General features: G+C 37.5%; 22 protein-coding genes and 1 tRNA gene. 9 read left to right on the top strand and 14 right to left on the bottom strand.

Annotated elements, in window-relative coordinates:
* Positions 1 to 61: 61 nt before the first annotated feature.
* Both NSIN_RS04440 and NSIN_RS04435 read left to right on the top strand, forming a co-directional pair.
* The gene (locus NSIN_RS04440) at positions 62 to 1,024 is read left to right on the top strand and encodes a cupredoxin domain-containing protein (RefSeq protein ID WP_101009570.1); all 963 of its coding nucleotides are present in this window, start codon (positions 62 to 64) and stop codon (positions 1,022 to 1,024) included.
* Between the two features lie 221 nt (positions 1,025 to 1,245).
* Positions 1,246 to 1,671, top strand: coding sequence for a universal stress protein (locus tag NSIN_RS04435; protein WP_101010063.1), 426 nt, complete (start codon positions 1,246 to 1,248; stop codon positions 1,669 to 1,671).
* Between the two features lie 401 nt (positions 1,672 to 2,072).
* Here the strand turns inward: NSIN_RS04435 and NSIN_RS04430 are convergent, their stop codons facing one another.
* Entirely contained in the window at positions 2,073 to 3,329 is a 1,257-nt protein-coding gene (locus NSIN_RS04430) for an APC family permease (RefSeq protein ID WP_101009569.1), read from the bottom strand.
* A 109-nt stretch (positions 3,330 to 3,438) separates the two neighbouring features.
* Here NSIN_RS04430 and NSIN_RS04425 point away from each other — a divergent pair, with 109 nt between their 5' ends.
* On the top strand, positions 3,439 to 3,942 hold the full coding sequence (locus NSIN_RS04425; RefSeq protein WP_101009568.1) for a hypothetical protein: 504 nt from the start codon (positions 3,439 to 3,441) through the stop codon (positions 3,940 to 3,942).
* 22 nt (positions 3,943 to 3,964) lie between these two features.
* Here NSIN_RS04425 and NSIN_RS04420 read toward each other — a convergent pair whose 3' ends face one another.
* Positions 3,965 to 4,786 carry a sulfite exporter TauE/SafE family protein gene (locus NSIN_RS04420; protein WP_245871900.1) on the bottom strand — a complete coding sequence of 274 codons (822 nt, stop codon included), beginning with the start codon at positions 4,784 to 4,786 and terminating at the stop codon, positions 3,965 to 3,967.
* A gap of 15 nt (positions 4,787 to 4,801) precedes the next feature.
* Positions 4,802 to 6,217, bottom strand: coding sequence for an MBL fold metallo-hydrolase (locus NSIN_RS04415; RefSeq protein ID WP_101009567.1), 1,416 nt, complete (start codon positions 6,215 to 6,217; stop codon positions 4,802 to 4,804).
* Between the two features lie 69 nt (positions 6,218 to 6,286).
* On the opposite strand from NSIN_RS04415, the gene NSIN_RS04410 reads away from it, so the two are divergent.
* The gene (locus NSIN_RS04410) at positions 6,287 to 6,814 is read left to right on the top strand and encodes a hypothetical protein (protein WP_101009566.1); all 528 of its coding nucleotides are present in this window, start codon (positions 6,287 to 6,289) and stop codon (positions 6,812 to 6,814) included.
* A 38-nt stretch (positions 6,815 to 6,852) separates the two neighbouring features.
* Here NSIN_RS04410 and NSIN_RS04405 read toward each other — a convergent pair whose 3' ends face one another.
* Positions 6,853 to 8,139 (bottom strand): MFS transporter, encoded by a 1,287-nt coding sequence (locus NSIN_RS04405; RefSeq protein ID WP_101009565.1) that lies wholly within the window; start codon positions 8,137 to 8,139, stop codon positions 6,853 to 6,855.
* A gap of 148 nt (positions 8,140 to 8,287) precedes the next feature.
* On the opposite strand from NSIN_RS04405, the gene NSIN_RS04400 reads away from it, so the two are divergent.
* The 3 genes from NSIN_RS04400 to NSIN_RS04390 all read left to right on the top strand — a co-directional run bounded on the left by NSIN_RS04400 (position 8,288) and on the right by NSIN_RS04390 (position 10,870).
* Positions 8,288 to 8,779: a hypothetical protein gene (locus tag NSIN_RS04400; protein ID WP_101009564.1), complete on the top strand. Its 492-nt coding sequence runs from the start codon at positions 8,288 to 8,290 to the stop codon at positions 8,777 to 8,779.
* 85 nt (positions 8,780 to 8,864) lie between these two features.
* A complete protein-coding gene (locus NSIN_RS04395) occupies positions 8,865 to 10,052 on the top strand; it encodes a hypothetical protein (protein ID WP_101010059.1) in 1,188 nt (395 codons plus the stop codon).
* Entirely contained in the window at positions 10,049 to 10,870 is an 822-nt protein-coding gene (locus NSIN_RS04390) for a SirB1 family protein (RefSeq protein WP_101009563.1), read from the top strand. Before NSIN_RS04395 ends, NSIN_RS04390 begins: the two co-directional genes overlap by 4 nt.
* Here NSIN_RS04390 and NSIN_RS04385 read toward each other — a convergent pair.
* Positions 10,860 to 11,030 (bottom strand): hypothetical protein, encoded by a 171-nt coding sequence (locus NSIN_RS04385; protein WP_218192578.1) that lies wholly within the window; start codon positions 11,028 to 11,030, stop codon positions 10,860 to 10,862. The genes NSIN_RS04390 and NSIN_RS04385 overlap by 11 nt on opposite strands.
* 71 nt (positions 11,031 to 11,101) lie before the next feature.
* Positions 11,102 to 11,263: a hypothetical protein gene (locus NSIN_RS09440; RefSeq protein ID WP_165775240.1), complete on the bottom strand. Its 162-nt coding sequence runs from the start codon at positions 11,261 to 11,263 to the stop codon at positions 11,102 to 11,104.
* Positions 11,264 to 11,419: 156 nt separating this feature from the next.
* On the opposite strand from NSIN_RS09440, the gene NSIN_RS04380 reads away from it, so the two are divergent.
* Positions 11,420 to 12,706 carry an MFS transporter gene (locus tag NSIN_RS04380; protein ID WP_101009561.1) on the top strand — a complete coding sequence of 429 codons (1,287 nt, stop codon included), beginning with the start codon at positions 11,420 to 11,422 and terminating at the stop codon, positions 12,704 to 12,706.
* Between the two features lie 58 nt (positions 12,707 to 12,764).
* Here NSIN_RS04380 and NSIN_RS04375 read toward each other — a convergent pair.
* Both NSIN_RS04375 and NSIN_RS04370 read right to left on the bottom strand, forming a co-directional pair.
* A tRNA-Ser gene (locus NSIN_RS04375) sits at positions 12,765 to 12,848 on the bottom strand.
* 55 nt (positions 12,849 to 12,903) lie between these two features.
* Positions 12,904 to 13,650 (bottom strand): metallophosphoesterase family protein, encoded by a 747-nt coding sequence (locus tag NSIN_RS04370; RefSeq protein ID WP_101009560.1) that lies wholly within the window; start codon positions 13,648 to 13,650, stop codon positions 12,904 to 12,906.
* A 107-nt stretch (positions 13,651 to 13,757) separates the two neighbouring features.
* On the opposite strand from NSIN_RS04370, the gene NSIN_RS04365 reads away from it, so the two are divergent.
* A complete protein-coding gene (locus NSIN_RS04365) occupies positions 13,758 to 14,786 on the top strand; it encodes an isocitrate/isopropylmalate dehydrogenase family protein (protein ID WP_101009559.1) in 1,029 nt (342 codons plus the stop codon).
* Here NSIN_RS04365 and NSIN_RS04360 read toward each other — a convergent pair.
* The 6 genes from NSIN_RS04360 to NSIN_RS04335 form a co-directional block, all read right to left on the bottom strand.
* Positions 14,775 to 15,662, bottom strand: a complete 888-nt coding sequence (locus tag NSIN_RS04360) for a cupredoxin domain-containing protein (protein ID WP_133124054.1) — start codon at positions 15,660 to 15,662, stop codon at positions 14,775 to 14,777. The genes NSIN_RS04365 and NSIN_RS04360 overlap by 12 nt on opposite strands.
* Positions 15,663 to 15,732: 70 nt before the next feature.
* Positions 15,733 to 16,266, bottom strand: a complete 534-nt coding sequence (locus NSIN_RS04355) for a HemK2/MTQ2 family protein methyltransferase (RefSeq protein WP_101009557.1) — start codon at positions 16,264 to 16,266, stop codon at positions 15,733 to 15,735.
* Complete coding sequence (locus NSIN_RS04350; protein WP_101009556.1) at positions 16,244 to 16,948, bottom strand: ribosomal RNA small subunit methyltransferase A; 705 nt, start codon at positions 16,946 to 16,948, stop codon at positions 16,244 to 16,246. Before NSIN_RS04350 ends, NSIN_RS04355 begins: the two co-directional genes overlap by 23 nt.
* Entirely contained in the window at positions 16,945 to 17,505 is a 561-nt protein-coding gene (locus NSIN_RS04345; RefSeq protein ID WP_101009555.1) for a DUF655 domain-containing protein, read from the bottom strand. The genes NSIN_RS04350 and NSIN_RS04345 overlap by 4 nt, the downstream gene beginning before the upstream one ends.
* A gap of 19 nt (positions 17,506 to 17,524) precedes the next feature.
* The gene (locus NSIN_RS04340; protein WP_101009554.1) at positions 17,525 to 17,851 is read right to left on the bottom strand and encodes an RNA polymerase Rpb4; all 327 of its coding nucleotides are present in this window, start codon (positions 17,849 to 17,851) and stop codon (positions 17,525 to 17,527) included.
* On the bottom strand, positions 17,852 to 18,154 hold the full coding sequence (locus NSIN_RS04335; RefSeq protein WP_101009553.1) for a 50S ribosomal protein L21: 303 nt from the start codon (positions 18,152 to 18,154) through the stop codon (positions 17,852 to 17,854). It lies immediately after the preceding gene.
* Positions 18,155 to 18,236: the final 82 nt, after the last annotated feature.

The raw sequence follows: 18,236 nt of genomic DNA, 5'->3' as shown, positions 1-18,236 counted from the left end.
AATTTTTGTGGATCTTGCAACATAGAATATAAAATAAATGTGATAACATACATGAAATTACATGTTAGATTCTAAGTTTATCATATTTCTCATTTTGTTGATATCAGCAATTACAGTGTGTGGTACTCAGAATGTATTTGCTGAGAATAGAACTGTGACCATACCTTTTGGAGCATCCAATCCTCACTTTGAGACTGAAGCACCCTTTTGGTATACTCCACCAATTCTTACCATACATGTCAATGATACAATAGTATGGCTCAACTCTGACAGGGAAGTACATACTGTAACTAGCGGTAAAGGTGTTGACAGAGGTGAATTTTCACAAGGAAAGATGGAAGGAAAACCAGATGGTTATTTTGACAGCGGCCCGTTCAAACCTAGTCAATCATTGGCATTTACGTTCGATAAACCCGGAACATTTTACTATTTTTGTACAATCCACCCCTGGATGAATGGAGCAATAGTAGTAAGTCAGGACATTCCGGATTATGCCACAGATGCAGAGGGAAATAAAATCAACAAATGGCCAGTTGTAAAGTATACTGATGATAAGATGGTTGAGACAGATCTCTCATGGGAGCCACATATCATATTGACTGGAGAACAAGTTACATTTGTATTTAATTTCTACAATCCTGCAACTTCTTCAGAGTTTATGACATCTACGCCTTATCGTTTTGTCATAGTACAAAATGGTACAGAGATATTCTCATCTGAAGATTCTACACAATATAGTGGAGCTTACAAATATTTTGTATTTAACAAGTCAGGTCCAGTAGAATTCAGACTTGAAAACATAGGCAACATGAATGAAACTGTAAGATTTTCTACTTTTGTATTTGATAATCCATCAGAGATCAAAAAAGAAATTCCAGTGATTCAGCCTGCAAGAAATCTACAATTGGGTCAAGAAACCCAGATAGTTTTTGTTGGACCTCCAATAGCAGCTCTTGCATTTATCATAATCTGGGCAAAATGGGGAGACAAATTTAAGAAGAAGCGAACAGGTGAGAAACTTTAAGAAATAATTATTCTTAATTAAGCAAATTTTTGTCTAAACATAATGAATTCAAGGACACATCATTTTCCATTTTTTAGTCACTGATCTCACATAGCCCAGCGTAGAGGATCTTGTTACGGTTGTGACATGATTGTTTACAATAGAAAACAATTATTGTGCTAACAACAAATTATGCTTGATTTTTGATCGAGTTTTTATAATTGCGGGATATATTAACAACAATGTCAAAATACCAAATTAAAAAGATCCTAGTTCCAATGGACGGTTCAAAAAACTCGCATAAAGGACTTGATAATGCAATTTATCTAGCAAGGCAGTGCGGAGGTACAATAACAGGTCTTTTTGTAATGCCAAATAAGATCACTGTATTTGAGCCAATAACTTTCGACAGAAAGTATCTCGTACAATTTACAAATGAATTAATGTCAACTGCAAAGAAAAGATGTGCACAAAACGGTATTGTATTTCACGGTAAGACAACTACTGGAGATAGTGCTACAGAGATAGTGAACTTTTCTAAAAGATCAAAGTTTGACATCATAGTTATGGGCGCAAGAGGATTAGGTTCTGTTAAAGGAGCATTTCTCGGTAGTGTATCCCACACAGTGGTGAACAGATCCAACATTCCAGTATTAATAGTAAGATAACGATTTTTTGAAAAGTTTGTAAGAATTCAAATGGACAAATTGGTTTGGACAACAGAAATTTGATCAGGGAATTGCCTGACGTGCCTACAATACAGAATCGTGTTTTAGATTTGTTAACAGTTTTTACTGTTATGAAATTTTACAAATATCATACCAGATTTTTTTTCCATCCAGAATAGGTTTTGTTCAATAGTTCTTCTTTTTGTATTTTCTATTTCATTCATTAATTCACTTTGTGCATTTTGATATTTATCAGATGATTAACTTTGTGAGTTTACCAAGTTACAGAAGACTTATCTTTCATTCTACTTTCTAGAAATTCTCAAAGATGAAGAAGATAATACTTGTTCCACTATCAATAGCAATTGGAACATTTCTAGTTTTTTATTTATTTAGTATTTTCAATTAAGACGATGTTTTATTACAACATAATATACACAGCCTACTGCAATCCAAGAAATTCCAATAATCCATGAAATGGGAGTTAAAAAATAAAGCAACGCAATGCAAGAAATTAGCCCAAGGGCTGGAATCACCATGAGATATCGTCGCATACGATTTTGGTCCTTTGCTATTAGCAGAATGGCAGTAAAATTAACTATAGCATAAACTAGCAATGAGCCAAAGTTTGTTACATTAGCAGTTTGTTTTAAGCTGCCAAATATGGGCAAGATTGCCATAACTGCCCCCGTAATCAAAATGGAAAGATAAGGAGTTGAGAATCTCTTGTGCATTTTACTAAAAAATTTCGGCAAGAGATTGTCTCTTGCCATTGCAAATGAGACTCTAGATACTCCAATAATGGTTGTCAACAATACACTGACGGTAGCAACAATAGCTGCAAAACTTACAAATATTTCTAGCCAATAAATTTTGATGCCATATTCAATAGAATCAGTTATTGGAGAACCAGAGTTGGCAATCTTTTGATAAGGTATCAGACCTGTTGACACTATTCCAACTAGGATATACACAATTGATGATAATACCAATGCGAGAACAATTGAACGTGGAATTGTATGCTTAGGATCCTTGATTTCCTCTGCTGCAGTAGCAGGTCTGCCAAATCCAGTATATGCGAAAAATATCAAAGCAGCAGAACTCAAAATACCTTTTATGCCATTTGGTGAAAAGGGTTCATAAAATGAGAAATTCAGATGTGAGAATCCAATGACTATGAACAAAGACAATGCAGATAATTTCAATGCAACAAGAACTGCATTGAATATGCTTGACTGTTTTATTCCAACTATATTCAGTATAACAAGTATCAGTATGCTCAGAATTGCAATAGGCACAATAGGCAAGGTAGGCAAGAGTGATGTCACGTAACTTGCTAGACCTAGGCTTACAGTAGCTCCTGCCACAATATTTGCAAATAGCCACAGCCAACCAGTGATAAAACCCGCAAAACGTGAAATCGTGTTCTTTGCGTAGACATATGGACCTCCTTCTTCTGTGAATTTTGAAGCTAATCTCACATAACTATATGCTGTAAATGAAGATACAATTCCAGCAATGATTATTGATAAAATAACTGCAGGTCCTGCAAGCCCTGCTGCTACCCCGGAAATAACAAAAATTCCTGCCCCTATGATTGCTCCAACTGCAAGGGCAGTTGCATCAAACAGACCTAGGCTTCTCTTTAATTCGGCCATAGAATTGAGATCTTCTTATTGATAATGAGCATTGCGAATCAACTCCAAAATTAAATCATGTCAATAAAACAGATATTTCATATTCGGATTCAATGTATTAGTGATATTATTGAATTTCAAAGTACCCATAATTGTAGGAATAGTGATCTTTGTAATAATAATTTTTTATTCAACATCATCAAACATTCAACATGCTGTCAATCATGTAAACATAACAGACTCTAATCAAACTGCAATGCTAGAGCGTGGAGACATTGCAATGGGATTCAATCAGAGTATGATACATCATCATTTTATGGCTACAAAAACAGGCGGTGAAATTATGATAATGTCAATAAACATGAGTGATATCAAGACGATCAACGAGATAAGATCTCATGTTAAAGACATACAGTACGAGTTTTCGCAGGGAAATTTCACAAAGCCGTTCTACATTCATGCCCAAGTTGTTCCTGGTACCGACATCATGACTGCAAAGAAAAATATGATTCAATATTCAATAGAAGACATTGATGGTGGCTCTGTTCTAATTTTGAGAGCAAATAATACAGAACTACTTGATGCCATACAACAATTCATGAATTTCCAGTCAACTCAACACATGGGTCACTAGACAGGGTCTAGTTGACATGCATCTAAAATGAAATACTGCGCATAATCACATATATGGCCACAGCTATCAAGAGAATGGCAAATAATTTTGCTAATTTTCTTATAGGTATTTTTGTAGAAAGTCTAGTACCTAACATTCCCCCTCCAATACCCCCCACTATGAAAAGAGCAGAGATTATCAAGTTGATCTGACCATCCATTGCATATCTGCTAGCAGTAGTAAGCCCAAATGCACTTACTGGAAGAAGTGATGTTCCAATTGCATCCAATATGCCAAACCCACCAATGTAAATCAGGGTTGGTGCAATTAGAAATCCACCACCAATTCCAAAGTATCCAGCAGCAACGCCTACAAACAGACCAGTAATGACAAGACGCATCTTCTGCATGGTTCCAAAATTATCCACTACGACATTCTGTGCTGTATGTTTGTGTCGTAACATGAAAATTGCAATTCCGATCATGAATAATCCAAACAGAACTAGCAGGTGATTTGATGGAGTAAGCAACCCAAGCTGTGCTCCAAAAAATGCACCTGCAGCGCCCGGAATGGCAAACACCAGTCCCTTTCTTATTTTCACATGACCATTTTTCTTGTGTTGTATCAGATTTGTGATTGCATTTACTGCTACAGATAGAGCAGAAGTTCCAAATGAAAGATGAGGTGATAATCCTACGACATAGATTAAAAGTGGAACTGCTAGAATTGATCCTCCCCCTCCCATCAAACCAAGGCTAAATCCTACTACAATGCCAGAGATTAAAGAGAGAAATATTATGATTGGCTCTAATTGTAAATCAAGAATTTGTCCTACTATCAGAGTAAGACAAGTCACCATTTCCATGAAAGATCAACCGAACTAGGTAGAGATGGCACACCTGTTTGGGCCAATCTCCAGATTAGCAACATCCAAAGTAGGAACTTGCTGCAAAGATTTGTTGATTTGAATTATTTTTTCGTAATTCATTGGTCTTGGAAGTGTTGTATTCATTACTTTGTCGATGAATTTATCATGTGAAAGACCCAGCATGAGCATCTTTTTTGCATCCCTCAAAGTTGTCTGATAGACACTATTTTTGTATCCGCTCTGCTCACCATGATGGGCAGGAAGTACTAGTGTTTCTTCATGCAATGCAAACAGTTTGTGATGTAGTGTGTCATACAGATCCTCTGCAAACTCTTTTGCATTATCTCTCAAATCAGGTCTACCGATTCCATCTACAAACAGAATATCTCCTGTGAAGACATATTTTTCATCCAGTACATAAGACAGACTTCCTGCAGTATGTCCTGGAGTATGGATTACACGTATGGTTGAATCACCCAAGTTTATGAGGTCTCCATCTCCAACCCTATTGCTTGTAAAATCATATTGCTCGTATTTACTCATGTAAAGTTGGGCGTTTGTTATTTTGGCAATCTCTCGTGCTGCAGAGACATGATCTGCATGTTGGTGTGTATCAATTACTTTGACTATTTGTAATCCTTCATTTCGTGCAAACTCGACATATTTTTCTGCAGGATAGACAGGGTCAATCACCATAGCCTCTCCCTTTGATCCTACAATATATGAAAGACAACCCTTTCCAATTTTTTCTACTTGGATTACAGTTACATCGTCTCTAGTTACAACTTTTGGATTTAGAACTTGTCCCCATCCTGCAAGACCTCCTACAAGAGATAATGCATTTATGCCATTTCTTGCCAAGGCAAATGCTGCAACCATTGATCTATTACCATGCGGACAGATGGTAACTACCTGTTTGCTTTTTGGAATTTTATTTAGAGATTGGATATCAAACAGTTCTCCAAGTGGAATGTTTATGCTTCCCGGAATCTTGAAATCAGAGAATTCTTCAGGCTGTCGTACATCCACCAGGACTAGATTCTCATTGTTTGTTATTTTGTGCCATAGTTCTTCAGGTGTGATTATTGTGTGAATGTCTTTTTTCACAAGAGATTTGTCCCAACTTTTTATTCCACCTTTTAGGAAGTGTGCATCAAGACCGTATGATGCCATCATTGCTGCGGTTGGGGCAGATATGGAGCCATCTTCATCAATTAATACAATTTTTACGCCTTTTGGAATCTTTGGCATGATTGTTTCTTTGGCGCGGGAATCACATACAGCGTGAACAGATCCTTCTATATGACCATGAGTATAGTGTTCTTTGAGTCTCAGATCAAATACAAGAAGAGGCATTCCACTTTTTAGATCAGAGTATAGTTCATCTGATGCTATTACTAGATTTTCTGATTCATTATTTTTATTCATAATAAACATTGCACGAAAAAGTATTTAGCAAATGAGTCTGCAGTGTAATCAATTGTGTTCAGATGGTAAATGAGTAGCAAGAAAACAAGCACCTTCACATTTAGAATAGACAAAGAATATGAAAAGACATTACGAGAAGAAGCAAAAGCAAGGAAAATTACTGTAAACACACTTGCAAATCAGATTTTTGGAGGATATGCAGAATGGAACAGATACATGGAAAAGTTTGGAATTATTGTTCTAAGTAGAGAAGCCTTCAAAAATATACTTGAATCGTTAGATGAAAAAAATATTTTAAATTTAGCTATAGATATTGCAGAGAAAGCACCAAAGGAATTCATTTTGTTCAAATGGAAAGGAATTTCTTCAGACAATGTGATCAAGTTCATCGAGATGTATTTTGATCATTGTGGATATGGTACACATGATAAGGCAAGGACAGGAGATGACATTACCTTTAGTGTACGTCACGAGTTAGGAAAAAAAGGCTCCATATTTCTCAAGGCATTCTTAGAGACATTAATAAGATCTACACTTGACAAGTCATGCAATACAACAGTTACAAACAATTCACTTGTTCTTAGGTTTCAAGAATAATTAATACAGGAGAATAATAGTAAAGATACACTAGTACATCATTGTATGTCGACATCTTTTGTTTCAGGATTAATTCTAGACCCAAGTATTACCACCAGTGATCCAATGAGTACGTTTACTCCCAGCGCAATGGGGGTCAAGTATCCTTTCAATGATAGCATACTAATTGCAATCAATGGTGCCCATGCACCAAACAACAGACCTCCATTATAGGTAAGCCCACTTGCACTATTTCGTACCTCTGTAGGAAATCTTTCTGACAAAAAGGCAGGTATTGGACCAAATCCTGATGTTGCAACAAAAATTAGTGCCAGAGTATACAGGGATCTCTCATAAAATGATGTAGTGTGATACAATCCAGAGACTAGAGGAATTGCCAGAATCGCAGCAGAGATTGCAAACAGTGTAAGGACTTTCATCCTGCCTATTTTTTGACTTGCATATCCTGCAAATATCTGACCAAAAAATGATGTTGTCGTTGCAACAATCATCAATGCAGGTACTTCAGATTTGCTGACATTAACATATCCTTGAAGAAAAGTGGGAAAGAACCCCATGGTGGTGTAATATGAATACATTAGACCTGCAGTGATTACCAATGCCAGAAAGAAACGTTTTCGCCCTTCTCCAGTAGAAAAGATTTTTCGAACCGGAGTGCGTTCTATCTTTTTTTGATGATATTTTTCAAGCCAAGTCTCTGACTCTTTCATCTTGAACCGCACAAAGAGAGCTATAAGGCCAGGTATCATCCCGCTGAAAAACATTATTCTCCACCCTATCTCAGTAAATTGAGATTCTGGAAAAGAAGACATGATGAAAAAATACACAACAGATGCCATAATATAACCAAAATTATACCCACTTTGCAAAATTCCAGATAACAATCCTCGTGAATTTTTAGAAGACATTTCCATTGCAATTACAGCGCCACTTCCCCATTCACCGCCTGCAAAGAAACCCTGTGTAAATCTCAATGCTACTAAAAGTACAGGTGCAAGAATTCCGACCATCGTCCAAGTCGGTAGTAACCCAGTTGAAAAAGTGGCAGCAGAAAACCCCAGAATAGTTACAATCATTATCTTTTTTCGCCCTATCTTATCACCAAAGTTTCCAAAGAATGCACCGCCAACAGGACGCATTATCAGTGTTACAACATATGCTGCAAAAGTAGCAAGTAGAGAAAATGTAGTGTTTCCTGATGGAAAGAACAAGTTACTTATCAACGGAATTACAAGCAGCATCAGGACAAGATCATATCCGTCAAGGGACCAACCAAGAAAAGAGCCAAGAAGTACAGACCTCTGGGACTTAGTGAGATTAGACATTGCATCTCCGATTCTTAAATCAGATATGAATTTGTCGAGAATAAATCCATGATATCGACATTAGACCAAAGGAACGATGATTTTGAAATGGTCTTGCAGCATATGAAAGGCGAATACCTTTTATTCTAAGACTTTACAAATACACAAAGTGTCTAAGAAGATTCTAGTTTTTGCAGTATTGTTCTCTCTTGTAATTTCAATGGCTTTGACCCAAGAGGCAAATGCCTTGACAAGAGGATCAGGTCAGTACAGTCGCACTACTGCAAGTCTTGACCCAAGCAGAGTATGTGGAATACACATATGCCAACCAGGAGAAAATATGAAGTGGTCATCTGCAGTATCTGCATCACAACGCCAAGGCCCAGGAAAAGCCACTGGCGGACAATATGGTAGCATCATAATGCATCAAGTTGTTGTAAACGCTTGGACAAAGAATGCATCAGAAAACCAAGTCATGATTCCAAACCCATCAACCCCAATGAAAAATCAAACACAACAAATGCCAGTAAAGATGATGCCACCAGTACAACAAAACAGCACAAAGATTACCATCAATACAAATTCCACAATTGCAGCAAATAACATGAATTCAACCATGCCAAAAAATAGCACAAACACAAATTCAACTGCATCTCAGTAGATGCTAGTTTGACATACTTTTGATTACTTGTAGACAAGACCTTCAAAGTTAATGTTAAATTGGCATGTCTGGCCCTAGTCTTTTGATGACAGAGTTTGAAGAATTTGCATATGCACTTTTGGATCAGCTCTCAGTTGAGATAAACGAGGAAAAAGAGATAATTTCCTCAAAGGAAAAAGCAGATCAGGCATTTGCCTCAAAGATAAAGTTTGAAGAGATAGAGTCAATCTGCAACAGAATCTATTCAGACATGTCAAAGAAAATAACAGAATTTACAGGAATTCCAGTCACAAACACCAAGATAGAATTTCCCGAGCTTGTCGGATTCAAGCAACTCAAAGGGCGCAAGGTATACCCAACAAAAGAATCAGCAGCATTTGTAGATGAATTATTTACTGCAATAGCACACGAGGATGTACAAAAAATCGCATCACTTGCAGAGAGTCAGACCTTTAGATATCTGGTATACTCTACATATGCAAAGGGGTACATCTCTCAGATATCAACCACATATGGAGACTATTACGAGTCTGCAGTATACCTAAACAAATTCATCCTATCAAGCTATCCTCAGATAATTTTGTACAAACAAGGTGAGCCCTACGAACCAAAATTTGAGCAAGTAAATTCAGGATACATAGGAGCGCTCAAGATGACCATACTTGAGGAGCAAATTCACTCCATACAAAGCAATTTGTATAACATGAACAAAAATGCAGTAACTGAAGTAAATGCAATAAACGAGGAGCTCGCCAAGATAATTCTGGGTCTTGATGATAATGCTACAAAGAACCTGTACAACTACTTGCAATTACCAGAAGTTCCAGATGAGTATCCAGTTGCCAAGAGGGCAAATTTATTTTTCATATTAAATCCTGACAACTTTATAGTTCAAGTTCTGGGCCCTGACGTTATGACATTTACCAAGGTGACAGTAGACCCAAAGATACTTGAGATGATTCCACAACTTCTTGACATTTACCAGAGATGGCTCAAACCAATACAGGCACACCATGCGGCATTTACAACGATGGAGGGAATGGCAGAATTTGCAGTAAAAAATATCCTAAAAGATGACAAGGATTTTGGAAATTATCTTGTAACATTTGCAAATAGTGACATATCATCATACCAAGTAAGAAAGAGCATGGGAACTGACTTTACAGAACATGTATTTGCAAAGATTGGTAAGGACACATACAAGACATTGATTGCAAATCCTCCAACAACACGAGAACTAAAAAGCCCAGAGAGTTATCTGAATAGAAAATGAATAACTTTGATCCATTTGCAGCAGAGTGGATCTCTTATGCAAAAAATCTACAATACACATTGATTGAAAAATGTCTCAAGTTAGCTCAGACACTAGAATTCCCAGATCTTGATGTTACAGCATATCTCCAAAAGATAGAATCATTCAAGCAAGGCTTGCGAGACCACATCTCTGATGTCAAAAATCCAATCTATCTTGTATCGATGCTAAATGAATACATGTTTGATATTTTAGAATTTCGAGGAGACAATGATGATTACTACAACCCGCACAACAATTTCTTGAACATGGTAATTGACAAGCGCAGTGGAATACCAATTACACTGTCAATAATTTACATCGAGATTGCAAGGGCAATAGGACTTGAACTACACCCTGTTGGATTTCCGGGTCACTTTCTTGTGAAATATTCAGAGGAGCTTATCTTGGATCCATTTAATCGTGGTAGTCTTTTAGATATTGAAGATCTTCAGGACATACTTGATTCAACATATGGAGAAGGAGTAGAGTTTGAGCCAGAATTTCTAAATGACATAGAACCTGAAAAAATCCTCATCAGAATTTTAAGAAACCTAAAGGGGTCATATACTGAATCATTTAGCTATGACAGGGCAATGCGTTGCATAAACATGATACTTGGTCTAGAGCCAGACCTTCCGGAGGATATCAGAGACAAGGGAATAGTCCAAGCAAGAATGATGCAGGACGACCTTGCATTGATATCTCTTAACAAATACCTTGAGCTTGCACCGGAAGCTGATGATGTGGATGAAATTTTAGAGATGATAAAAGGAATTAAAGAAAAATCTAGTCGATGATTGATTGGATGTCCTTTCCTTTCTTGATTAGCTTATGCTCGTATCGAACAATCTTGTTTCGCATTGTTCCTTTGAGGACATCTACCTCATTTCTCAGGCTGGCAACTTCGTCTTCAAGTCTAGCTACTCGTTCGTAAATGGATTCATCTTCGCCTGCCATACGTCTAATCTTCACTAGATGTGATCTTAAAAATTTATGGTTTATTTTGTTGAGGGTTTTGTCAGTATTTTCTATAGTGTGAACTCGCCGTTGCAGGATTGACATTTGCCTTTCTCGCTTCCAATCAATCCTATAATCAAAATTTTTCCTATCGTACCGCATTTAGGACAAAGACCAGTTGTAACGTTTTTTGGACCGCTTGCACGTGGTTTTACAGACTTTCTCCTTACCATTGCATGATTTCTGAAATTCGGTTTATTAAGTTTAAGCGTAGATCGCGGCAATTGTTCAGGCATGTATTTGAGAAAACAGCCCCCCAGGTAGTATAACAATTCATAGTCTATGGACAGAATAGTTAACTAGAATGCTAATCAAGACAAAAGGAACCATTGTATTCAAAAATAGAGAGTTCTGTAAGGCGAAAAAAGTTTCTACGAATTGTTCCATTCATATTCATTTTGTATGTAATATCGTTTCTTGATAGAACCAACATTAGCTATGCAACACTTACCATGTCAAAGGACCTGCATTTTACAGCTGCTGCCTTTGGTCTTGGTGCAGGCATCTTTTTTGCAGGATATTTGATATTTCAAATCCCTGTTACAATATTTGCAGAAAAAAAGAGTGCAAGAAAATGGATATCAATGACAATCATGGTGTGGTCCGCTGTTGCCATCGCTACTTCTCTTGTAAACTTTGATTGGCAGTTTTACATAATGAGATTTGCACTAGGTGTTGGAGAAGCAGGACTGTTTACAAGCCTGGTGGTGTATATTTCACATTGGTTTACAGTAAAAGAAAGAGCAGGTGTGATATCCATACTTCTTTCTGCAATATTTGTGTCCCAAATAATTGGGGGTCCCATATCCACCCAGATTTTGACATACAATTGGGGTGATATTACAGGGTGGCGCTGGTTATTCATACTTGAAGGCATTCCAGCCCTGGCAATTGGAATAATGTCGTATTTTTATCTAAAGGACAAACCAAGTCAAGCAAAATGGCTTGATGCAGAAGAAAAAAAGTATCTAGAAGATCAACTGGATTTGGAAAGCAAGGCCAAGACAAAATTTGATTACTCGTGGAAACAGGCAATACGCGATCGTGAGACCATCATACTCTGTATAATTTACACATTCTGGCTTGCTACAGCATATGCATTGCTATTTTTCTTGCCAACAATGTTCAGTGAGATAACAAAGACTCCAGTTACCACGGTAGGATACATTACCGCAATCACATACACAGGGAGCCTTGTGGGTTTGATTCTAGTTGGGAGATCCTCAGACAAGAAAAATGAAAGAAAGATGCACATGTTCATACCTCTAGTAATAGGAATTATTGCTCTTGCAGCAAGTATGGCAATACATCAAGATGCAACGCTTGCAACAATAATTCTTGCAATAGCAGTGACAGGAATTGGTTCTGCATTTGGAATCTTTTGGACACTTCCCACCATGTTTTTGTCAAGAACAGCTGCCGCAGTATCACTTGGAGTAATAGGAACCGTTGGAAACATTGGGGGATTTTTTGGTCCATACATTACAGGAGTTCTTCGAACAACTACTGGTTCGTTTATGCAACCTACTGTAATCATGATTATTTTTCTAGCAATTTCTGCATCACTGGTACTGACTTTGAGAAAGACCCAGATGCCAAATACTGAATCAGCATAGAATTAGTTTTTCCAAATCAAGATTCAAAATATTTTCCAAAATAAAATATTAGAAAAAGCGCGGGGAGTGGGATTCGAACCCACGGGTCCTTACGGACATGGGATTAGCAATCCCACGCCCTACCAGGCTAGGCGACCCCCGCACAGATGTTGCTGAATTTTAAACTGTTATTATAACTTTGGACTTGTATTAACCAGTTATTCTTCGCCAAAGCGTTTGTAGTTTTCCACAAGGTCCTTGAGATGTATCTTCTCTCCGCCTACAATCTTGAGGTCCACCTTGATCTTGCCTTTCTCAATTGTTATGATATTGTAAGTATTCTCAAAGAGTCCTCTCATTCTCTCAGAAGATATGGTTCCAGCATTTGCTATTGATAAATTACCAAAATGCCAAAACCATGGCCTATGCTTGTGTCCACATATGACCAAGTCTATCTTGCTTGCAAGTGCCGTGCGCAGCGCATCACCAGAATCAATAACAGTAACCCTATCAGTTCCAGTATCAGGAACTCCGATTAGGTGGTGGTGCATTGCAAGTATCTTGGTCTTGTTTTCATATTTTTTCATAGTTCTCTCAAGCCATAGATTTTGTCTATATCCAATCTCCCCTTCGTCCCTGTCAGGTCTTGCAGTACCAAGTGTAACAAGAACTGTGTCATCATCAAGTTCATTTACAGAATCAAATGGAAAATATTTTTTGAACAACAGATATCCCGTGTTTCTATAATCATGATTTCCGCTAATTGCAATTATTTTTTCTACATCAAATTGGGAGAATTTTGCCTTGCATTTCTCATATTCTTTTAGCAGTCCTTCATTTGTAAGATCACCTGTTGCAACAATAACAGACGGCTTGAGTTGGTTTATCTCTTCAACTGCAAGATCAAAGGTGCTTTCTTTGAATTGTGCTCCAACATGGATATCAGATATCTGCACTATCTTCATGACAAAAATATCTGAAATTGAGGAGTTTAAGCTTTAGCATTACATAGAAAATTCCAGGTATTTCTCAAGGTAGGATTAAATATACTCAAACTTCAATCTCGCCTGATTTGGGAAAAAAGGCCGCAATTATTAGAGGAGACGGAATAGGACCAGAAATCGTAGATGCGATGCTGCATGTACTAAAGTCATGTAATACTCAAACGGAACTAATTCTCTGTGAGGCAGGCTCTGAGCAGTGGGAAAAACATGGCGGCGAGACATACATCCCAGATTCTACAATGAAGATACTGGAAAGCTCAGACGCTGGATTTAAGGGTCCAACTACAACAATTCCAAAGCCAAACTCTCCTAGAAGTGTTGCAGTAACCTTGAGACAGAAATTTGATCTTTATGCAAACATCAGGCCAATTAGGACATACAAGAGAATAACACCAGATAGAACACTTGACTTTGTTTGCTTTAGAGAGGCAACAGAGGGACTTTACACAGGAATTGAATTCAAAGTATCAGACGATGCTGCAATTGCAATAAGAAAAATTACAAGACAGGGAAGTAGTCGCTTTATCAATTCTGCACTAGATTGGGCAAAAAAATACCACATGAACAAGATGGTTGCAATAACAAAGAGAAACATACTCAAAGTTACTGATGGAATCTTTTGGGAAGAGGTGGAAAAGGTAGCCAAAGCAAACCCAGGAATATCAATAGAGGAACTATACATTGACAACATGACACAGCAACTTGTCATAAAACCAGAACAGTTCAATGGTTCTGTCTTGATTAGCACAAATCTTTTCATGGATATCATATCAGAATTGGCATCAGGCATTATTGGATCAATAGGACTAGTGTATTCTGCAAACATGGGAGACAGATTTGCAATGTTTGAAGCTGCTCACGGAAGTGCGCCATCATTTAAGGGCCTAAACAAGGTAAACCCAACTGCTGCAATATTATCAGGTGCTTGGATGGTAGAATACCTAGGTGAGACACACATCAAGGATGCAATTTTTGCTGCAACAGATCAAGTAATCAATGAGGGCAAGTATGTTACATTTGACATTGGTGGAAGCGCAACCACAAAACAGATGACAGATGCAATTGTTGAAATTGCAAAACAGAAATTACGAAAATAATCTTTTTTGATATCTAAAAACCAGTACTGTAGACATTATCGATATCATTAGAACCATATACGATACAGGTCCAAACTCGGGAACATTTGCATTATTGTTTGGATTGTTCATGATTGTAAAGTTTGCATGTGTTAATGGTTGCTGGTTTAATACTGGATTTGATGGAATTGATATGATGTCAAGTGACCTATCATCATTTGCGTTCATGTCTCCTATGCTGTTTGCAGAGTTTGCTTCAAAGAACAGTTGGTATTGTCCTGTTGTGGGATTGCTCCAGACAAACTGTACTGGCACACTTTGTCCAGTAGGAACATCAAGCTTGGCAAGATTATTGTAAAGAAGTGATGTTTGATTTTTTATCTTTAATGTGAATATAATCGATTTAGCGTCTGCATTTCCAGTATTTTGAATTAGTTTTGTAATTACCAACCCATTTGAGGTATAGTTTTGTTTTTCAATTTTAAGTGAGTTTTGGATCCAGGACAGCTCAGCATGTGAGAATCCCGTTGATACTGAAACCAAACCTGATGGCCACATGTCTGTCTTGTCATAATAGCTGTATTTTCCCACAGAGCCAAAGAACTGGGTAAATGACTTTCCAGGAGGTATCGACCCACTGTCAAACACCCCTTGGGGTCCATAATTTGTGGTGCCAGTGGTAACAGTATGGGTTCGGTTGTCATTATTTGTCCATGTTACAGTATCTCCAACTGAGATGTTTACCTGGAACGGCTCGTAGCATGAGAGGTCTGGTTTGCAGTGACTTGATGTGCCGTTTACAATTGTGACCTGTGCGTTATATCCTTGGGCACTTGGAATCCACACTAGACATGATACAACCAGCGCTAGAATTGATACAGTAATGATGGATTTCAAATAACCAACCATTCTTTTTTGTAGATAAAAACTAGATGTACTTTTTGTGAGAAAATCATATTAGCGCATTTCATCTCTTTTTGCATTCAAGTATTACCAGGTCTTCATAGAAGAGTCTCTTTTTTGCACCAATTGAGACATCAAATCCAAGCGACTTGGCAAGACTTGATAACATTTCATAGTTTGCAAGTGAAGATGTAAGAAGTATCATCTTTCCCCCACTTTTGAGAACTTGAGTTGCAGATTTTATTACCATGCTTGGTACTGGAACACCATCTTCTAGTCCATCAACTGCAAGGTCTTGAACATTATCAGATGGCAAATATGGCAAGTTGCACACAACAAGATCAAAGATTGGTTGTAATGCATCAGCAGCATTACAACAGATACAGTTTTCAACAGACTTGTGTGCCCTATCAAGTGCATGCATATTGATATCAGTTGCAATAACAAGATCAAAATTTTCAGATAAAGACTTGGCAAGTATGCCAGAGCCTGTACCAATATCAAGTGCAGAGTGTCCTTTTTGGTTTTTTATGTAATCTTCAAGAAAAAAAGAGTCCTCTGCTGGAATGTAATAATCATTTTGTGATTTGTTTTGCAATATTTATTATCTCTCCATCTGAAATATCTTCCAATCTCTTATCTGAATCAATCTCTATTCCCATTTTCTTTCCAATGTGTCTCAATGTCTTTCTTCTAAACGAGAACAACTTGTTGATGTTATCAATTACATCTTTTGAGATAATATTTTTTGGAACAATTAGAAGAACTGTCGAGTCCACCTTTGGAGGAGGTCTAAAACTAGTATTTTTGACATCTAGCTTCTCGTCTATATCAAGACAGTATCCAGCAATCACAGAGATGGCCCGTCTTTCTTTTCCTTCCTTTTTTACTAATTTTTGGGCAAACTCTTTTTGCACCATCAAAACAGCATGCTTGAACTTTTTTTGGACAAGCCATTCTATAGCAGTTCGACTCTCAGAATAGGGCAGATTTGAGACAAGAACTGTAAAGGATAGGTCTTTTTTGAACGCATCACCCTGCTCAAGCACTAGATTTGGCACGTCAGAGAACGTTTTCTTTGCTTGAAGGTATAGCATCTCGTCTTTTTCTACAGAGATGACCTTCTTTGCATCCTTGCATAGCAGAGGAATAAGGATGCCTTTTCCTGTACCTATTTCCAATACAATGTCATCTGGTTTGACATCTGCAAAAGAAACTATGGATTTTGCTATTTTGTCAGATATTAGAAAATGTTGACCAAGTAACTTGCGTTTGATCATTTTCTAACAAAGAGACTCATCCTTGTTTCACCTGTAATTTCTTCGATGATTCTCTTTGCAATTTGTTTTGCGGGCTCTTTTAGTCCAACGCGTTCTTGGAGGTCCTTAAAGTCAGTAAATTTTTTCTTTTCTCGCTCTTCAAGCATTGTCTTCATGTAGGTCTTGCCAATGCCAGGGATTAACTCAAGTGCATGGATTCTCGGAGTGAGAGGTTGTGCGTTGTTGAGATAATCTACAAATCGTTTTTCATTTTGAATTACAATTTTCTCTACAACAGAATTTAGTTCACTCTGTGCAGATGATGATATCTGTTCATGTTCTAGCCTTCCAAGGACTGAGAGAATTTTTGTTCTTCCTTCCTTTCCAATGTATACACGTTCTCCAATCTCAAATGTAGAGTTTGGCATTGCGAGTAATTCCAATATTGTAAGTCTTTCTTCTCCTATTGCTGTGACAATTATTCCGTCGCGTCCTCGAACAGTTGTTGATTTTCCTCTTGTTACAAAATCTAATACGTATGCGTATTCTTCATACTTTCTAGTTTGGGGGTGTTCCAAGAAAACCGTACTCCTAAACTTAAGAGTTCTCCTTGATTATCTTTAGCATTTTGTCGAGCGTTTCAGCAAGAATTAGTTTCTTCCAGCCAAAAGTAAATGCTCGCAATTCAGCTTCAGTACTTGGGAGATTATTTACAATTTCTACTGCTTCTTCTTCTAGTATGCCACAGTCTTTTACAAGCTGCTGTTTTAGTTTCTTGGCAGCCTTGGCATCAATTTTTGAAAACTTGGTAACATAATCATATGTCCATCTTTGGATTTGGTCCATTGATTCAGTGTCAACTTTTTCCATAATCTCTTTTACCTCTGGGATTGAAATGGCTTGTTTCTTCTTTACTTCTTCCATCTATGCAACACCAAATGGTTTGATATGGTCTAACCTAGTGATTAAGGTTTTTGACTTGTCACCAAGATTAACTGCAAGTTTTACGGTTCTTCTACCAACAGTAGTGATAGTTCCAACCTTTCCATGATAACGTCTGTGCGGAAGGGCCTTGTGTTGTGAAGGATCTATGATTACCAGAACTTTATCTCCTACAGCATACTCTCTCAGTAAGAAAGAGACGCCTCTGACCTTATCCTTGGTCATTACAGATCGTGACTTGTGCATAAAGCCGTGTGAACGACCCTTTGGTTTCTTAGTAGTCATTAATCGTTAAGACTTGAGATGACCATAATTTAACACTTACTGGGTAAGGAAAAAACTGTACTAGATGGAAGACGTTGCTTCC

Source organism: Candidatus Nitrosotalea sinensis (genome assembly GCF_900143675.1).
Classification (GTDB): domain Archaea; phylum Thermoproteota; class Nitrososphaeria; order Nitrososphaerales; family Nitrosopumilaceae; genus Nitrosotalea; species Nitrosotalea sinensis.
This window is presented reverse-complemented; position numbering and strand designations above follow the sequence as displayed.

What these genes read in the sequence shown, in the direction of transcription:
- NSIN_RS04440 (WP_101009570.1), top strand. Translation starts at nt 62, where the DNA reads ATGTTAGATTCTAAGTTTATCATATTTCTCATTTTGTTGATATCAGCA.
- NSIN_RS04435 (WP_101010063.1), top strand. Translation starts at nt 1,246, where the DNA reads ATGTCAAAATACCAAATTAAAAAGATCCTAGTTCCAATGGACGGTTCA.
- NSIN_RS04430 (WP_101009569.1), bottom strand. Translation starts at nt 3,329, where the DNA reads ATGGCCGAATTAAAGAGAAGCCTAGGTCTGTTTGATGCAACTGCCCTT.
- NSIN_RS04420 (WP_245871900.1), bottom strand. Translation starts at nt 4,786, where the DNA reads ATGGAAATGGTGACTTGTCTTACTCTGATAGTAGGACAAATTCTTGAT.
- NSIN_RS04415 (WP_101009567.1), bottom strand. Translation starts at nt 6,217, where the DNA reads ATGAATAAAAATAATGAATCAGAAAATCTAGTAATAGCATCAGATGAA.
- NSIN_RS04410 (WP_101009566.1), top strand. Translation starts at nt 6,287, where the DNA reads ATGAGTAGCAAGAAAACAAGCACCTTCACATTTAGAATAGACAAAGAA.
- NSIN_RS04405 (WP_101009565.1), bottom strand. Translation starts at nt 8,139, where the DNA reads ATGTCTAATCTCACTAAGTCCCAGAGGTCTGTACTTCTTGGCTCTTTT.
- NSIN_RS04395 (WP_101010059.1), top strand. Translation starts at nt 8,865, where the DNA reads ATGACAGAGTTTGAAGAATTTGCATATGCACTTTTGGATCAGCTCTCA.
- NSIN_RS04390 (WP_101009563.1), top strand. Translation starts at nt 10,049, where the DNA reads ATGAATAACTTTGATCCATTTGCAGCAGAGTGGATCTCTTATGCAAAA.
- NSIN_RS04385 (WP_218192578.1), bottom strand. Translation starts at nt 11,030, where the DNA reads ATGGCAGGCGAAGATGAATCCATTTACGAACGAGTAGCTAGACTTGAA.
- NSIN_RS09440 (WP_165775240.1), bottom strand. Translation starts at nt 11,263, where the DNA reads ATGGTAAGGAGAAAGTCTGTAAAACCACGTGCAAGCGGTCCAAAAAAC.
- NSIN_RS04370 (WP_101009560.1), bottom strand. Translation starts at nt 13,650, where the DNA reads ATGAAGATAGTGCAGATATCTGATATCCATGTTGGAGCACAATTCAAA.
- NSIN_RS04350 (WP_101009556.1), bottom strand. Translation starts at nt 16,948, where the DNA reads ATGATCAAACGCAAGTTACTTGGTCAACATTTTCTAATATCTGACAAA.
- NSIN_RS04340 (WP_101009554.1), bottom strand. Translation starts at nt 17,851, where the DNA reads ATGGAAGAAGTAAAGAAGAAACAAGCCATTTCAATCCCAGAGGTAAAA.
- NSIN_RS04335 (WP_101009553.1), bottom strand. Translation starts at nt 18,154, where the DNA reads ATGACTACTAAGAAACCAAAGGGTCGTTCACACGGCTTTATGCACAAG.